The sequence below is a fragment of the Candidatus Diapherotrites archaeon genome, from assembly GCA_016205145.1.
Lineage (GTDB): Archaea > Iainarchaeota > Iainarchaeia > Iainarchaeales > JACQJH01 > JACQJH01.
Window position 1 is genome coordinate 196,080 of the sequence record JACQJH010000001.1, and the last position, 16,031, is coordinate 212,110.

At 51.2% G+C, this 16,031-nt stretch carries 13 protein-coding genes; 2 read left to right on the plus strand and 11 right to left on the minus strand.

Annotated features, from left to right (window positions below; all coding sequences use genetic code 11):
- Positions 1-215: 215 nt before the first annotated feature.
- The 5 genes from HY394_01065 to HY394_01085 form a co-directional block, all read right to left on the minus strand.
- Positions 216-1,481 carry a DNA-directed RNA polymerase subunit A'' gene (locus tag HY394_01065; GenBank protein ID MBI4052611.1) on the minus strand — a complete coding sequence of 422 codons (1,266 nt, stop codon included), beginning with the start codon at positions 1,479-1,481 and terminating at the stop codon, positions 216-218.
- Positions 1,482-1,490: 9 nt separating this feature from the next.
- Positions 1,491-4,103 carry a DNA-directed RNA polymerase subunit A' gene (locus HY394_01070; protein MBI4052612.1) on the minus strand — a complete coding sequence of 871 codons (2,613 nt, stop codon included), beginning with the start codon at positions 4,101-4,103 and terminating at the stop codon, positions 1,491-1,493.
- 67 nt (positions 4,104-4,170) lie between these two features.
- Positions 4,171-5,985: a DNA-directed RNA polymerase subunit B gene (gene rpoB, locus HY394_01075; GenBank protein MBI4052613.1), complete on the minus strand. Its 1,815-nt coding sequence runs from the start codon at positions 5,983-5,985 to the stop codon at positions 4,171-4,173.
- Between the two features lie 40 nt (positions 5,986-6,025).
- The gene (locus HY394_01080; GenBank protein ID MBI4052614.1) at positions 6,026-7,492 is read right to left on the minus strand and encodes a DNA-directed RNA polymerase subunit B''; all 1,467 of its coding nucleotides are present in this window, start codon (positions 7,490-7,492) and stop codon (positions 6,026-6,028) included.
- Positions 7,493-7,615: 123 nt separating this feature from the next.
- Complete coding sequence (locus HY394_01085; protein ID MBI4052615.1) at positions 7,616-7,846, minus strand: DNA-directed RNA polymerase subunit H; 231 nt, start codon at positions 7,844-7,846, stop codon at positions 7,616-7,618.
- A gap of 214 nt (positions 7,847-8,060) precedes the next feature.
- Between HY394_01085 and HY394_01090 the strand changes: the two genes are divergently transcribed.
- Positions 8,061-9,161: a mechanosensitive ion channel family protein gene (locus HY394_01090; GenBank protein MBI4052616.1), complete on the plus strand. Its 1,101-nt coding sequence runs from the start codon at positions 8,061-8,063 to the stop codon at positions 9,159-9,161.
- Between the two features lie 2 nt (positions 9,162-9,163).
- On the opposite strand, the gene HY394_01095 is transcribed toward HY394_01090, so the two are convergent.
- From HY394_01095 to HY394_01105, 3 genes are all read right to left on the minus strand, one after another.
- Positions 9,164-9,466, minus strand: coding sequence for a hypothetical protein (locus tag HY394_01095; protein ID MBI4052617.1), 303 nt, complete (start codon positions 9,464-9,466; stop codon positions 9,164-9,166).
- Positions 9,467-9,572: 106 nt separating this feature from the next.
- Complete coding sequence (locus tag HY394_01100) at positions 9,573-9,890, minus strand: nucleotidyltransferase domain-containing protein (protein MBI4052618.1); 318 nt, start codon at positions 9,888-9,890, stop codon at positions 9,573-9,575.
- Complete coding sequence (locus HY394_01105) at positions 9,863-10,246, minus strand: HEPN domain-containing protein (GenBank protein MBI4052619.1); 384 nt, start codon at positions 10,244-10,246, stop codon at positions 9,863-9,865. The genes HY394_01100 and HY394_01105 overlap by 28 nt, the downstream gene beginning before the upstream one ends.
- Positions 10,247-10,338: 92 nt before the next feature.
- Between HY394_01105 and HY394_01110 the strand changes: the two genes are divergently transcribed.
- The gene (locus tag HY394_01110; GenBank protein ID MBI4052620.1) at positions 10,339-10,998 is read left to right on the plus strand and encodes a hypothetical protein; all 660 of its coding nucleotides are present in this window, start codon (positions 10,339-10,341) and stop codon (positions 10,996-10,998) included.
- On the opposite strand, the gene HY394_01115 is transcribed toward HY394_01110, so the two are convergent.
- From HY394_01115 to HY394_01125, 3 genes are all read right to left on the minus strand, one after another.
- Positions 10,995-11,975 carry a flippase-like domain-containing protein gene (locus HY394_01115; GenBank protein ID MBI4052621.1) on the minus strand — a complete coding sequence of 327 codons (981 nt, stop codon included), beginning with the start codon at positions 11,973-11,975 and terminating at the stop codon, positions 10,995-10,997. The two genes, HY394_01110 and HY394_01115, sit on opposite strands and share 4 nt — an antisense overlap.
- A gap of 208 nt (positions 11,976-12,183) precedes the next feature.
- Positions 12,184-14,586, minus strand: a complete 2,403-nt coding sequence (locus tag HY394_01120) for a hypothetical protein (protein MBI4052622.1) — start codon at positions 14,584-14,586, stop codon at positions 12,184-12,186.
- Between the two features lie 176 nt (positions 14,587-14,762).
- On the minus strand, positions 14,763-15,935 hold the full coding sequence (locus tag HY394_01125; protein MBI4052623.1) for an NAD(P)/FAD-dependent oxidoreductase: 1,173 nt from the start codon (positions 15,933-15,935) through the stop codon (positions 14,763-14,765).
- Positions 15,936-16,031 lie beyond the last annotated feature (96 nt).

Genomic DNA, 16,031 nt, shown 5'->3' on the forward strand with positions numbered 1-16,031 from the left:
ACAGAAGGATTCAAAAGAAGCGCCTTCTCATTTTTTACTCCAGCGCAATAAGACCTGTCCGGGCAAGCATTTTAAAAAGCAATCCCCGGCGATTTCGTCCGCCGGGTTCGACGACGGGTATTCTTCGCAAACCATTGGTTTGCGACGTGCCCAGAATCTTCGGATTCTGGAGCATCGCTTCGCTCAATACCCCTCTGTCCGCCTTTAAATCTCTTTCACTTGCCCCCCTTCATCACCAATTCGACTATTCCCGTGCCGACTTTTATCGGCTGGCCGACGATTATGTTTTCAACGACGCCTTCAAGGTTTTCGACTTCGCCCTTGAATGCCGCGTCAAGCAGATGCTTTATTGTTTCCTCGAACGCGGCTCTCGCGAACGGCGAGCTTTTCTCGCGCGTTATTCCCGTCCTGACTATGCCCTTGATGTCGCCGCTGTAAGTCATCATGTCCGCAAGCAAAATGATGTGCCTGACGTCGACGGCGATTCCGTTGTCGTCAAGCGTCTTCTTGAGTTCCTTGACAATCATGGCTCTCGCAGCCTCTATTCCGAAAACCTTGCTGATTTCCATGACATCGTTTGTCGTGGTCCTCGCGGGATCGATTTCCTTGAGCTTCAAAACGCTTTTCATGTTGCTGCCGGAAGTCTTGATGACGAACTCGCCTTTTTCCTCGACAAGAAGCGTCTTTGTTATGCCCTTCACGCCCTGCACCCTTGAATTCAGCAGCTTCAGCAAGTGCTTCCTTATTTTCAGCAGGGATTCCTTTTTTGAAAACGAGAATTCGACGACGTTCTTGCGCTGCCTCGCCTCGCCAAGCTTTAGGCCGGTCTTGATTTTGTCGACAAGGTCTTTTTCGTCGACGTTTCTCGCCTCGGCCTTGGCTTCGTCGATTTCTATCTGCAGCACGTTGTTGGCAAAGTTTTCCTTCACGCTGACAACGTCGGAAATCCTGACGTCCAAGAGAGATTTGGCAAACTTGTCGGCTTCCTTGCCGTTTTTTCCAAGCCCGCCGTCCAGATAAATCGTCATTGTCGGATACTTGGCTTTGCTCCTGCCGTCGACTATCTCTTCAACCCTCTGGATTCCCGAGCCGACTGAAACTTCCGCTGCGCCCGCATAGTGCTTTGTCCTCAAAGTAAGCTGGGTTGCCGGCTCGCCAAGCGACTGCGCGGCGACAATGCCGACAGCTTCGCCCGGTTCAACGACAAGGTTTTCATAGCGCTCCTTTATTTTTTCCGCCAGAATGCCCGCTTTTTCCCTGCTCATGTTCTTTTTTTCCGCAAACAAGACGATTTCGTCAAGCACTTTTTTCGGCAGTTCGACTTTTTCCCAGGAGCGGAGCTCTATTTTCGGGATTTCACGGTCCTTCCTGCTTTTTTCCTCGGCCTCTTCGGCAACTTCTTCAGCTTCTTCTTCGGCCTCTTCGCTGTCCTCAAGGGCTTCGTCTTTTTTTTCCGGGGTTTTCTTTTTCTTTGCCGCCATTTTTTCACATCAGTTTTCGATTTTCTTTATTTCCTCTTCAACGTCAATCGTCTTGCCCCTGCGGGTTTTGCGCGGGAACACTCCGTCCTCGCCGTAAACGAACTGCACGACATTCCTGTTGGCCGTCCTTACGGTTGCGTCGTTCCACACGGTCAGGTCCTTGAGGCTGTTGGCAAGGCGCCTGTACAGGTAGCCTGAAACCTTTGTCGAAACGCCCGTGTCGACTTCACCCTGCCTTCCGCCCATTGCGTGGTAGAAATATTCCTTCGGGTGCATTCCCTCGAGGAAATTCTGCTGGATGAAGCCGCCCGCCAGCGCTCCAACGTCGCCTTTCTTGTTGTGGGTTATGAGCCTTTTGTCAAAGCCCTTTTTCGGCCTTCCTTCCCTTACAGAGGCCTGGCCCCAGAAGCCTGAAATGTTCATGAGGTTCGTGCTCGAACCGCGGCTGCCCGAAATTATCATCACGGTCGTGTTGAGTTTCGGGTTTTCCGTGAGAACATCCTGCTGGAGCTTTTCCTTCAAAATTTCCTTTTCGACCTTCGCCTTGACTTCCGAGCCCAGCCTCATCATGCTGATTTCAAAGCTCTCGTCCAGGGTCCTGCCCGGAATGATGTGCAGGGTTCCCTTATTGTACTTGTCGACCAGCTCCCTGCCCTTTTCAAGCTCTTCCTGGATTGCCCTGTCCTTGGCCCTCTTTATGGTGTCGCTTACCTCGTATTCGTCCAGGCCGACTGTCATGCCCTTCTTTGTCAGCAGATCGCCTATGATGCGGCTGATCCTGTAATAGAATTCCTCAAGCACTTCGCTCGGATAATTCCTTGCCAGCGCATCCGCAATCCTTCCCCTGCCCTCGCCCAGGCCGGCTTCGTCTATGACACCGGAAACGAGCTTTCCGTTTTTTATGCGCACGAAAGCGTCAAACCTGTCATATTCTTCGACGGTCTTCTCCTTCACAAGGCCCGCGTCCTCAAGCAGCTTGCACATGTTCGACTTGAATTCGAGGTTCAAATCCTGCGGCAGCATCAATGAAAAGATCAGCTTTCCGGAATACCTTTTGCCTAAGTCGGGCTTGGGCATTTCAGTGAGGCCGATTTCGTAAAAGTATTTCATCGCCTCTTCCCTTGAAAACGTCGTCGATTTCATTGTGAGCGCGAACGCGCCTGAAATGCCGTCCTCGTCCATGATTATGACCGGTGCGCCGTACCTCGGCGAAACTATCTGGTCCCTGACAAGCATCAATTGCCTTGCCTCGGTCTTGCCTTCCTCTGTCTGCGGCACATGCATGTTCATTTCGTCGCCGTCGAAGTCCGCGTTGTAAGGCTTGCAGACAATCGGATTGATCCTGAACGTTCGGCCCGGCATTACCCTGACAAAGTGCGCCATCATTGAAAGCCTGTGCAGTGAGGGCTGCCTGTTGAACAAGACAATGTCGCCGTCCTGCAGCTTCCTTTCAACCCTGAAGCCGATGTCCAGTTCCGCAAGGATCTCTTCCTTCATTTCCTCGGAAACCTTCTTGCGCGTTCCGTTCGGCCTGATGATGTAGCTGATTTCGTCGCCGTGCTTTATCATCTTCTCGATTTCCTTCTTGTTGTATTCGGTAACCGCTTCCGGCACTGTAAGTTCGTCGGCGATTTCCTTCGGCACGCCGAGCTCGCTTATCTTGATGTAAGGGTCCGGCGTTATCGTCGAGCGCGCGGCAAAGTTGACGCGCTTTCCCGTCAAATTGTGGCGGAACCTTCCCTTCTTTCCCTTGAGCCTCTGAACAAGAGTGCGCAAGGCCCTTCCGCTTCTGTGCTTTGCCGGCGGCACGCCCGCCGTTTCATTGTCAAAATAAGTGGTAACGTGGTATTGCAGCAGGTCCCACAAATCCTCGATTATGAGCTGCGGCGCGCCCGCATCGATGTTGTCCTTCAATCTCAGATTTATCCTGATGATGTCGACAAGCTTGTGCGTCAGGTCGTCCTCGGACTTTATGCCCGACTCGAGTGTTATGGACGGCCTGATTGTTATCGGCGGAACCGGAAGAACCGTTATTATGAACCATTCCGGCTTGATTATTTCCGGATTGTAGCCGAAAAGCTTAAGGTCATCGACTGAAATCTTTTCAACCCATTCCCTTATCTGAGTGGGATAGATGCGGTCCTTGTCCAAATAGAAGTTTGTCGGCTTGTCCAGTGAAACCGCGCCCCTGTCAGCATTGCAGTGCGGGCATTTCCTTGACTTCTTCGCTTTCGCAACAACTGTCTTGCTCAAATCCTTTCCGGGCACGTGGCCGTCGCGCACTTCCTTGAGCTTGTCGTCCTTGATTGAAATTTTGCCGCAGCTCTGGCAGGTCGCGTTCATCAGACTTTCAAGCTTCCTTCCGAATTCGGGATGGATTATCGGCCTGACAAGCTCCATGCTGCCGAAGTGGCCGGGGCACTGCTTCATTTTCTGGCCGCATGTCTTGCACCTAAGGCCCGGGTTTATGACTCCGAGATGCGGGTCCATGAGGCCGCCTTCCATCGGATAACCGTCCTTGTCGTACGTTTCCGGAGTCTTGATTTCAATCGCAGACATTTTCCTTATCTGCGAAGGGTTCAGCATAAGAAACTGCACGCTTTCAATCCTTTTTGCCAGCATTCCATTCCACCTTTTCGTCCAGCCAGTCTTTCATTTCTACGGTTGTTCGGCCTTCAATCCCGAATCCTCAAACCTTGTCCTTTATGATGAGCTTGGGGAAAACTCCCAAAGCCTTCAGCTCGTCAAGCAATAATTTGAAACTGTAACTCATTTCAATCGGATAAATGCGCGCGCTGTCGCACAAAGGGCAGAAACGCTTGTTCCTGATGACGTCGTTGACTGCCAGCACGCCGCACCTTTCGCAGACGTATTCGACGGTCTTGTCCGAGCTTTCAATGAGCTTTTCCTGCAGCAGCATGGCCGCGCCATGCCCAACCAGTGTTTCGGCTTCCATTTCGCCGAAGCGCAGGCCGCCTTCCTTCTCTTTCCCTTCTGTCGGCTGCCTTGTCAGAATCTGCACTGGCCCGCGCGACCTGGACTGCATCTTGTGCGCGACCATGTGGAACAGCCTCCTGTAACCGCATACGCCCACAAAAATTTCGCCTTCAAGCCTTTCGCCTGAAACCCCGTCGTAAAACACTTCCTTGCCGTCGCTCCTGAAACCGTAATCCGACAGCATTCCTTCAAGCGCTTCCAAAGGGGTTTCATTGAACGCAGTGCCATCAATCGCTTTCGACTTCAATGAGCCGGCCTTGCCTGCAATCATTTCCAGCAAATGCCCGATCGTCATCCTTGAAGGAATCGAATGCGGGTTAATTATCAGATCCGGCTTTATGCCTTCGGCAGTGAACGGCATGTCTGCTTCAGGTATGACCCCGCCGATGACGCCTTTCTGGCCGTGCCTGCTTGAAAACTTGTCACCGCGCTCCGGAGACATTTCGGTCCTCACCTTGACCTTGATCAATTTGTTGCCGTCCTCGCTTTCAGTCACGATAACTTTGTCAACATATCCCGGCTTGCCCTTGCGCGTTATCACGGAGCTTTCCCTTCTCTTTTCCTTGACAACGCCGAACTCGGATATTTCCTCCAAAAACCTTGGAGGCGAGGTTCTTCCGACGATTATTTCCTTTTCCTTGACTTCTGCCTCAACTCTCACAAGGCCGTCCTCTCCAAGATTCTTGTAGGCATCCTCTCCAAGATAGCCTTCGACGTCTTCCGCCGGAATCTCAAGCTTGTCCTTCTGCCCGCCCGGATACCTGTTCTCGGTTCCGTCGTACGTCCTGTAATATGCGGCCCTTCCGAGGCCCCTTTCAACCGAGCCCTCGTTCAGCACAAGAGCGTCCAAGACATTGAAACTGTAAAACGGCATGATCGCAACGACAAAGTTCTGGTTCTGCGGCCTCTTGTCCACGCCGATGAAATCCATGACTTTCGTTTTCACAAGATGCGACTGAGGATAGTAAAGCAAAAAGCCCTCGGTGTCCGTGCGCAAATTCATGTTGATTGCCGGAATGCCAAGCGCCTGCTTGAACATTTTTGCGCCGTGCAATGCCTTGCCCGCCATGTTATGCGTAAGGTACGGGATCATGGAAGTGATGAGCGAAAAAACCGCGGAAGCGTCAATCTCAAGATGCGTGTGCTCGTTCGAAAGCTCGTCCTCGGAAACCGCGACAAAAGCGTTTTCCTCCTCTTCGGAGTCAAGGTACTCTATTATGCCCTTGCTTATCAGGTCGTTCCACGAAAACTTGCCTTCCTTCGCCATGCGCACGTGCTCGTCCGTCAGCAACGGCCTGCCGTTCTCAACAATAATGAGGGGCCTCTGCACCCTTCCGGAATCGGTGTTGATGTAAACCTCGTTCGTCTGCCTGTTCAAGGCAACATTCACGAGATGCGAGATTTTTCCGGAACGCCTCGACTTTATGAGCTCCTGCGTCAGTTTCTCAGGGCTCTCATGGAAACCAATGAGCCTTCCGTTGATGTAAACCTTTCCGATTTCCGCCATCATTCACACCTTTTTTGCCCCATTTCCCCTTTGCAAAAATTCACAGCTTTTTCAGCTTGACGCCTCTGCCGTACAGGAACTCTTCAATCGGCTTTTCGTCAGTCTCGGTCGTGACTTCAACCATCAGCGAGAGGTTCTTCACCAAACCGCATTGAGGGCCGTCCGGCGTCTCAATGCCGTCAAGCCTGCCCCAGTGCGTGCCATGCACGTCGCGCGCTTCATACAGTTCGCGGTTCTTGTTCAGGGGACTCTTGACTTTCCTCAAATCCGTGAGAGGCGACAGGAAGTTGACCCTGTCCATGAACTTTGAAACGCCCGTCGACCTGCCGATCCAGTTGCCCGTCGACATGGCAAACCTGACGCGCTCTGTCACTGCGCCCGGCCTGACAATCGTTGAAATGTTGAGTTTCCTTCTCCTTGTAATAGTGCGGTCGATCTGGAACCTCAAATCCTTTATGAAATACTTGAAAGAATACCTGAACAAATGTTCCATGAGCTTGCCCGACAATTCAAGGCGCTTGTTGGCATAATGGTCCTTGTCGTCCTCGCCGCGCAAATTGTAAGTCCTTTCAACTGCTTTTTCGGCCATCATGACAAGGTAATAAGCTTTCGCAAGCCTCGACTCCTTTGCCTGCCCGATGTGCGGCAAAAGGAAAGCGTCGATGACTTCCTGCGCCCTCTTCAGCCTGTAATCGATGACCTGTCCGGGCGCGACATACTTTCCGATCTTGTCCAAAGCCTCTTTCTCGTCGGTTATCTCGCAGTTCTCAAGGTTCAACAGCACGTCGTTCTGGATTTCAACGCCGTCGGAGAACGCGCTTGAAATTTCCTTGTCGGACTTGAGGCCAAGCGCCCTCAAAAGCACGAACAGCTTCAGCTTCCTCGGCGAAGCGGGGAATGTTACTGACAGCAACCCATCAGGTTTCCTTGAAATCCTGACCCTGCCCTTGAACGCCCCCTTCGTCGAAATGACTTCCGAAATGACGCCTTTCACGCTTTCGGATATCATGACCCTGTCTGACGCGAGCACTTCCTGCGTCATCAAAGCCTTCTCGGAACCGTTGATGATGAAATAGCCGCCGAAATCCATGGGGTCCTCGCCCATTTCAACCAATTCATCCTCGCTCTTGTCCTTGAGCCAGCAGAGGTTCGACTTCAACATTATCGGCATTTCGCCGATGTAAGTGCGCTTGACATCCTGTTCAACGTCCCTTCTGAGCAGCCTCATTGTAATGTACAGCGGACCGGAATAGGTGCGGTTCCTGATCCTGGCCTCCATTGGATAAAATTGCAGTCTCGGGCTTCCGTCAGCTTCGACTATGCGCGGCTTCAAGACTTCTATGTCCGACAATTCGATTTTGACTTCCTCTATCTTCGGGATGATTTCGCCGTTTTCCGACACGATTTCCGGAAGCTTCTTTTCAATGAACTGGTTGAAAGAGTCGACTTCCATCTTGGCGATGCTTCTGTTCAGAAAATAAGAGTCGATTAGGGGCCATTTATCCATGATTCACACCATTCACAACTGAAACACTTTTTTTTCCGCAATCGCGGCTGCTTTTTTTATGGCTTGTTTTTTTTATGGTTTTATGGTAATGGCCGCCCAAACGTGCCGGCGGCTGAAATGCGGTCAAACAACTTTCCTGTAATAAACCGCCTGTCCCGCGGTCGGGGAATTCCTTATTATCTTGATAATGTCGCCCTTTCTGGGCTTGAGGTTTTTCACTGCCGGATCGGTTTTGCTGATCTGCGGCAGGTTTTCGGCCTGGGTTCCGAGCCTGGCAAGCAGCCTGTCCACGTCTTCCGCAGGCAGGATGAAGTGTTCCGGAACCAGAAAATGTCTTACAGGCTCAAATGACAATTGGTTTCCCCCCGGGAAAAGCGGCCTTTTTTCGCTGCAGGGAATTGGGCGCGCTTTTGGCTGGCAATCAATGCACTGCACCAAAAACGGTTGTGTCCAAACCTGAAACCCCAAGCAAGCGGAAAAAAATCGCCACGTATAAGTATATGTGCGAGAATTTTACTTATTTACAGACGGAAAGAAATAAAAAGGTTTGTAAATTGGTTTGTCTTATATGGCATTGGACGCTTTTGCGGTGCTTTTGCAGTTTTCCTCCGGTTTCTTCAGCCGGGAGTATTTCGGCAATGCGATTTCCCAGTACGTTGTCTTCCTGGCAATAGTCGGAATCTCGGTCCTTGTGGCGAAGGCCGCCGATTACCTGATCAAAAACTGGTTCCGCAGGCTTGCCGACAAAAGCTCGAACAAGTTCGACGATCTTGTTCTCGACGTCATTGAAAAGCCGCTTGTGCTGGCGATAGTCATTGCGGGCATTTTCATCGGCTACCATTTCCTTTCGTTTCCAGACGCGATTGACGGCATTTTCCGGAACATAATCCAGATTCTTTACATCCTCGTCGGCGCATGGCTTGCCATGCGGTTTGTCGACGCGCTCATAAAGGAATACCTCGAGCCGCTTTCCGCCAAAACAGAGTCAAAGCTTGACGACCAGCTCATCCCGATTCTGCGCAAGGTCGTCAAGGCGGCAATACTGACAATCGCGTTCATAATCATCCTGAGCAATTTCGGTTACGATGTCACCGCGCTCATAGCCGGCCTTGGAATAGGCGGCCTGGCAGTCGCGTTTGCCGCGCAGGCGACCATTGCCGATGCTTTCGGCGGCCTGTCCATTTTCACGTCAAAGCCGTTCCTTGTCGGAGACATAGTGAAAACTCCCGATGCGTTCGGCACAGTGGAGGAAGTCGGCCTGAGGTACACGCGCATCAGGACATTCGACAAGAGGATTGTGGTGGTTCCGAACAGCAAGGTCGCAGGCGGGGTCATTGAAAACGTTTCCTCCGAGCCGGCCCGCAGGATACAGCTGCACCTCGGCCTGACTTACGCGACGCCGGCAAAAAAAATCAGGCAGGCAAAGGAAATAATACTCAAAATAATCAAAAGCAACCCCGGCTGTTCAAAAGGCGCGGAACTTGCGCCGCAAGTCACATTCTCGGAATTCAAGGACTACAGTCTTGACCTCTGGGCAATCTATTTTGTTGACAAGGACAACTGGATTGAAGTGCAGGGCCAGGTCAACGAGGCGATAAGGGAAGAGTTCGAAGATGCGAAAATCGAGTTCGCGTTCCCGACTCAGACAATCCACTTGGCGAAAAAGTAGTGCTATTTTTTCGCGGCCCTTTTTCTTTTGAATGAGCGATAGTCAGCAGCTTCCTTAATGTGGGAAATCAAATAAGCATTTTTGCCTATTTTTTTATAGCTTTTTTCTTGTGCTTCCTTGAATTTTACTATAACAAAAAGCAGTAATGTTGCAGCGAGGATAGTCAACCAGACATGTACTGAATTGGTACTATAATAGCGATTTGGGTCTGCTATAATTTGATTCAAATTTAATTCCCATAAATAATTAGCAACAATGTTCGTTAAGATGCCAACACTAACGCCAATAATAAAAATGTTCCTCATTTTTATTTGAGGCTCTTCGCTTTGGTTGTTTTTTCCAATTCTTTAATCAACTTTTTTTCTTCTCGTGTTAGATTCTGGTCACCAAAGTCAGAATTTTTGCCTATGCTCATTTTATCGCCTTTCCCGTCGCCACCGCCTCGCTGACGATGCCTATCCGCCTGGCTTTTTCCTCGAATTCTTCGGGCGTATAGCACAGGCTTTCAAGCTGCTGTTTTTCGTTCCAGTAATCGTACATTTTTTCCATTCTGCTGAAAAAATTGGTCCCCTCAAACTTCTTGCTGACGATTATGAAATCATAGTCGGATTCTTCCAAAGCCCCGCCTTTGGCCCTTGAACCGAAAAGGATTATTCTGGCGTCCGAGAAATCCTTTTTGACTTTGTGCGCGAATGCAGCGATTATTTGCTTATCTGTTTTTCCGCCCATTCAAAAACCTCTTTTGCGTTTTCAAGCAGTTCTTCCGCCATTTCGTCGCTGTAAGCGTCTTTTGGAATCGCGTTTGCGGCATCCGGATAGCGTGTTTGCACGTAGTGCGGATTGATTTTCCTGCAAGCTGAAACGATTTTTTCCGGCGCTTCAAGCTCTTCGGCCAATGCAATAATATTGTGCAGTGTCGTGCCCTTGTTCTTTTGCAGGATAAAAATAGCTTTCAAGGCCTTTTCAGCCGCCTGCTGGCAGTAAAACGCGCATGCGTAATAGACATCCTGCGAAAAAAGGATTTTTGCTGTTTCGAGGTCGTCTTCCGCCGCGTTAAGCCAGTCTAGGACTTCCTTGCGCATCATAAGGATTTGCCGGCTAAACCCATTTATTTATATGCCGCTTTCAAGGCATTTCTGATGCAAAGGGAGTTTTTTTATAACTACTAAGCACTTAGGTGGTTTATGGCATTTTTTTCCGCCCCGCAAAAGTTTTCTCTTCCCCGACCACGGTAACCCTTCTGGCTTCAAACATTTTCACAATCTTTCTCGCATTGACCGAAGGCTGGTCGCTGGCATTGGTTTTGTGGGTTTACTGGCTGCAAAGCGTAATTATCGGCTTTTTCCAGTTCCTCAAAATCCTTTCATTGGAAGAGTTTTCCTCCGACGGCGTTTCATTCAACGGCGTGCCGGTGCAGCCCACCACAAGGACAAAAATTTCCGTGGCATTCTTTTTTGCCCTGCACTACGGTTTTTTCCACCTTGTTTACGCGGTTTTTCTGGCATCCTTTTTTCTTTTCCAGGATTTTTCCGGAAGTTCCGCGCAGGCGCAATCCCAGGACCTGTTTTTCTTTTTTCTTGCCGCGGCTGCCTTTTTCATAAACCATTTATTTTCGTTCCTGCATTTCAGGAACGCAGCCTCCGCTGAAAAGCCTAACATCGGCGCGGTGATGTTCGCGCCGTATGCGAGAATCATTCCGATGCATTTGACAATAATTTTCGGCGGGGTTTTGATTGCAACCGGCCAGGCCAAAAGCGCCCTGCTCCTTTTCCTGCTGTTGAAAACCGGGGCGGATTTGGCAATGCACCTGTTTGAGCACAAATCGCAATCGGTTTAGCCCGCGAGAAAGTTTTTTTCTCCGCTTTGCGCCTGCCTTGCATTGAACAGCACCAGGCCGAGCAGGCCGAGCGCGAGGTTTGTTGCCAGCACTCCGAGCGAGAACGAGATTGCCTGCTGTGCGGGAATGCCGGCAAATGACAGGAAAAATATGAGGATTGCCTCCCTTGTGCCCAGGCCGGAAAAGGAAATGGGCAAAGATTCAAGCAGGAAAGCCGCAGGCAGGACCATGAGCAGGAAAAAATAGGAAACGTTTATGTGCACGGCCAACGCTATTATGTAGTATTGCCCTATTGCCGCAAGCCATGTTATGATTGTCAGCAATGCAACAAACAGCGTGACCTGCTTTTCCCTGCCGAAACTTTTCATTCCTTCGTAGAAGTCGTGAAAACTTTCCCTGAATGTCGCCTTGAATTTTTCGGGCACCAAGAACCCGAAGAACGGCTTTGCAACCTTCGCCATGAACTTTTTCCTTGAAATGAAAAATATTGCGCACACAAATGCAATGAACCCCGCACCGAGCGCTGCGAAAGCCGCGTTTCCGGCATTGTAAGCCAGGGAAAAAGCCGCGAGCCCGGCAAAAGCCATCAAAAAAAGCGTTGCCATGTCAAGCAATCTTTCAACGAACACCGCGGAAAGGCATTGGCCCCTGCTTGCGCGCGGTGTTTCCTTGTTCAAATAAACCGCGCGCAGGAAATCCCCGACCTTGCCAGGGCTCAGCAATCCGAAAAAGAATCCGATTGCCCAGATTTCAGCCGACTTGGCGAGGGAAATTTTTCCTTTCACCGGCTTCAAAAGCAGTTGCGCCTTCAAGGCCTTCAAAAAAAGCAGTGGCAGCAAGGCCAGCACGCCCAAGGCGAACAGCAGAAGGTTTGTCCTGAGCAGGCTTGCAATGATTTTCTGCGGGTCGAAGTAAAGGACAATTCCCGCAAACAGCGCCACGCCGACCAAGCCGAGGTATTTTGAAAGGCCTTTCATCAAAAAAACCGTTCAAAAATTTAGGCCGGCAATTGTTTTAAAGCTTGCCTCGCCGTCATCGCCCGGCGGGTGCGAAACCAAGGCCTTCGTTGCAAAATCTTGGATTTTGCGACGTGCCCAGAATCTTTGGATTCTGGGGCATCACTGTTGTGAAAGACCGAGTGAGCTAATTTTCAATATTACTGTGCGAAAAGAATTTTTTTTTGTTTCAGCTTGCCAGCCTTCCGAAAATGCCGAACAGGTTGTTGAAATTATTGCTCTCTTCTCCGAGGCTTTTTATCTGCTCGTCAAGCAGTGCAATCGTTTCCTTGTCGGCTGAGCCGCTTGCCTCAAGCTTTGCCTTGATTTCATTCAGCTTTTCCGATCTTTCCTTCAGTTTTGCCGCATAATCGCCGTTGCCAACAAGCTTGTCAACAAACCCAAGCTTCTCCTTGTCCTGCACGGTCATGTCGGCAGTGGCGCCAAGCTGGTTTGCAAGCGCGGGATCGGATTCCGCCCATTTGGATGCAATCTTGTAAAGGTCTTCCTGAACTCCAATTTTGGCTTCCCCGCCGTATGCAACGCCGAACTTCCTGCACATGTTATCGACTACAAGCCTTGCTGTCTGATCGGGGTTCCTTTCGGCATTAAGGCATTGCTTTGCCGCCTGCTTTTTGGCTTCGCACCTCAAGGCAGCTTCCGCCTTGCATTTTGCCGCCTCAAGCCTCATCCTGTCCAAACCGGCTGAAACCTGGCTGCCGGCCTGCCTGCACATTGAAGTAGCCTGCGCTTCACTTGGGAAAAACCTTGTCATGTTCTGCGCGTCGCCCAAAAACTGTTCGACTATTTCATCATCGGTCATTTCGCACAATTCTTCAGGCGACGGTCCCGGTCCCATGGGTCCGCCGAAACCGCCTTGCGGTCCTTGCGGCCCGAAACCCTGGCCGCCAAAGCCCTGTCCTTGTCCGCCCTGCATTCCGCCAGGTCCGACACCCGGCCTTATACAGTTGCCCTGCTTGCTTGGGTCAGGATATTCGCCTGGCGGGCATTGCCCTTGCCCCTGCTGGTTCGGTCCGCCGAATGGCCCGCCCTGTCCGAATCCTTGTCCCTGCTGCTGCATAGGCTGGCCTATTCCCTGATTGGGGAACGGTCCCTGGTTTGGAGAATTCGGCAGCATGAGGCCGTTCGGCCCCTGTTGCATTCCGAATCCGAAATTGTTAAGCACGTCGTTTGTCTGCATGACCGGCTGGCCATTCTGCATTTGCTGCGGCTGGACGTTTTGCTCTGCAACCTGCTGCTGTTCAGCCTGTGGAGCCTGCACTATTTCTTCAGCGCTTTGGCTCAGGCTTTCATCCGCTTTCTGCTCGGCTTCCTGGAGCCTTGCAAGGATTGCAAGCATTGTCGGCGAAGAAATTGAAATTTCATCCGAAGCGGTTGCACCGCCATCGGTTGGCGCGGGTGCTGGTTCTGGTGCCGGGGCAGGTGCGGGTTCAGGCGCTGGAGCCGGTTCTGGCTGCGGAGCAGGCTGCTGCTGTTCCACCTGCGGTTGCTGCTCGCCTTGAGGCTGTTGTTGCTGCTGGTCTTGCGGCGGCACGTATCCAGGCGGAGGAGAATTGCACTGGTAGCTTCCGGTATTGCAGTTCCATCCGAACTCACATTGTGGCGGCTGTCCCTGGCATCCGTTTGGTCCGGGTCCCTGTTGCGGTGGACCGAATCCCTGCGGTTCGGACCTTTGCTGTTCCCAGCCGCGCTGTTCAAATCCCGGTCCTTGGTTGCGATATTGAGAGTTAATGCATCCGCCCCTTCCATCCGGTTCAGAGCCTTCGCCACATGGCATTTGCTGGTTTCCGCCCTGTCCCGGTCCGCGCGGCCCGAAATTTGTCGGCAACTGCGGTCCGAATCCTTCCTGGCCCTCGAATTCTTTCATTTTTGAGCATTCGTCTCTGAACTTTGAAATCTGCTGCCTTATCTTTTCCTTCTGCTTTTCAAGCTGCCCGGCGATTTTTTCCTTTTCCTTGTTCAGCCTGGCAAGGCAAACATTTTGAATCAGTTCGGGTGTCATGTCCTTCAAAGTCAGGCTGTCAGGGTCATAGCCTGCGTCCCTCATGTCCTTTTTCTTGTCAGCAGGAATTGGCATTTTTCCTTCGCTGATCTGGCTACAGAACAACTGCGAATCAGAATCGCACGAGCTTGACTCCGCGTCTATTGTGCCGCACGCGGTTGGAGCATCCTCTTTTATCGCGCCGACAATTTCGTTTGTCAAAGCGTCCCTGTCGGTTTTGCAGCCCTCAATGAACTTTGCGCTGTTTGATGCAACCCAAGTGTAGGCGGTCGTCATTGCCTTTGTGACGTCCTCTTCAGCCACGTATTGCGAGTCGGCAAAGCTTGATGAAACATAGCTGTCTATTCCCATGCCGGAATCAAAGCCGAATCCGCCAAATCCCTGCTCGTCTTGCTGTCCGCCGAAGCCTTGCTGCTGGCCGAAACCCTGCTGGAAACCCTGGCCTTGGCCCTGCTGCGGAAACTGTCCCTGCTGCGGAAACTGCGCAAACGCCAAGCCGGCAAAAACCGCGAACGCGAAAAGCAATGCGATTATTCCAATGCCTTTTTTCTGCAAATTGACCACTGTCAAAGCAAAGTTTAATCCCCTATTTAAGCTTTGCTTTTTAGCTTTTCGAACCGGCGGTTTCGTCCGCCGGGTCCGAAACCAAGGCGTATTGCTGATGCAATACGCCGAGTATGCCAGCATATGATGCAAAAGTGCACACTTGGCTTGTATTTGTGCCTGCAACCGGAATCGTTTTTCTTTTACCAGCCGTAGCTTTTCGCGCGCGAATACTGCAGGGCTGAGAAAACGCGGATTGTTTTGAGCTTTGGCAGTTTTGGGTTTGCCAGCAGCCTCAATCCGACAAGCAGCTTGTCCGAAAACGTCAGGCTTGTCAGGTTTTCCGGCATTATGCCGCCCATTTCGTTCAGCTTTTTCTCGTCGAAAGTGTAAAGGCTTTTCTTTCCGCCGATAATGGAACCGTAATTGGGGAACTCCTTTCTCCATTTTTCAGAGTATTCCGCGAAAGCCTTTTCCGAAAAATCGTTTTGCTTCGCCGCCTTCGCAATCGTTTCCGCGCAAAGCCTGCCTGACATGAGTGAAAGAGCCGTGCCGCCTTCAAACATCGGGGACGTAAAACCTGCCGCATCTCCGACCAAGGCAAACCTTTCCCCGCACGTTTTCGAAACCGGCCCGGATTCCGGTATGAGCCCGCCGAAAGTTTTTGTCACCTTCTTGTCCTCGAGCCGCATTTCCCTGATGAAACCGTCAAGGAATGCCTTTGCTTTTCCCTTTTCATTCGTAACTATTCCGACATTCGCCCTGTTCCCGCTTTTCGGGATAATCCAGGCATAACCGTGCGGCGCGAATTTGGTGGAAAAAAAGAAGTCGATTAAATCCTGGTCGACCAGGCCGTGCATTTCAACCTGCACGCCAATCACTGTTTCAGGTTTCCTGTTGATTCCGGTTTTCTGCGAAAAAACCGACGTCGGGCCGGAAGCATCGACAACGGTTTTGGCAATGAATGTTCCGCCGCTGGTCTGTATGCGCCATCCTTCCGTGTCTTTCACGAACTGTTCCGCCCGCGTGTTCAAAAAGATTTTTGCGCCGGCTGCCTGCGCCTCGCCCACAATGAACCTTTCAAACTTGTGCTTTTCGAGCACAAAGCCTTTTTCGCGCACAACGGAATTCTTTCCGTTCGGAAAAATCACGCGGATGCCTTCAACGCGCTTTGAAATCACGCTGTCGGGCAGCTTCAGGCCGATCCTGTCAACCGCCAGTTCGGAAAGGCATTCGCCGCAGTGCACGGGTTCGCCAACCGCGGGGTGCTCTTCAATCACGCAAACACTGAGGCCGAGCCTGGCGCAATGCAATGCAGTTGAGCCTCCGGCCGGGCCCGAGCCTATGACCGCGACATCAAAAACGTTTTCAGCCAAGCAAAACAACCTTTAAGATAGAAGCCAGAAGCCCTTTTTATTATTTGTTCCAAAACGTGTTTTCGGCGCATGGCCGAAAACAAGGCATCCGCTTCA

Bases quoted from the DNA above. Each gene is read 5' to 3' on its own strand.
- HY394_01065 (MBI4052611.1), bottom strand. From the start codon at position 1,481: ATGGCGGCAAAGAAAAAGAAAACCCCGGAAAAAAAAGACGAAGCCCTT.
- HY394_01070 (MBI4052612.1), bottom strand. From the start codon at position 4,103: ATGCTGGCAAAAAGGATTGAAAGCGTGCAGTTTCTTATGCTGAACCCT.
- rpoB (MBI4052613.1), bottom strand. From the start codon at position 5,985: ATGGCGGAAATCGGAAAGGTTTACATCAACGGAAGGCTCATTGGTTTC.
- HY394_01080 (MBI4052614.1), bottom strand. From the start codon at position 7,492: ATGGATAAATGGCCCCTAATCGACTCTTATTTTCTGAACAGAAGCATC.
- HY394_01090 (MBI4052616.1), top strand. From the start codon at position 8,061: ATGGCATTGGACGCTTTTGCGGTGCTTTTGCAGTTTTCCTCCGGTTTC.
- HY394_01095 (MBI4052617.1), bottom strand. From the start codon at position 9,466: ATGAGGAACATTTTTATTATTGGCGTTAGTGTTGGCATCTTAACGAAC.
- HY394_01100 (MBI4052618.1), bottom strand. From the start codon at position 9,890: ATGGGCGGAAAAACAGATAAGCAAATAATCGCTGCATTCGCGCACAAA.
- HY394_01105 (MBI4052619.1), bottom strand. From the start codon at position 10,246: ATGATGCGCAAGGAAGTCCTAGACTGGCTTAACGCGGCGGAAGACGAC.
- HY394_01115 (MBI4052621.1), bottom strand. From the start codon at position 11,975: ATGAAAGGCCTTTCAAAATACCTCGGCTTGGTCGGCGTGGCGCTGTTT.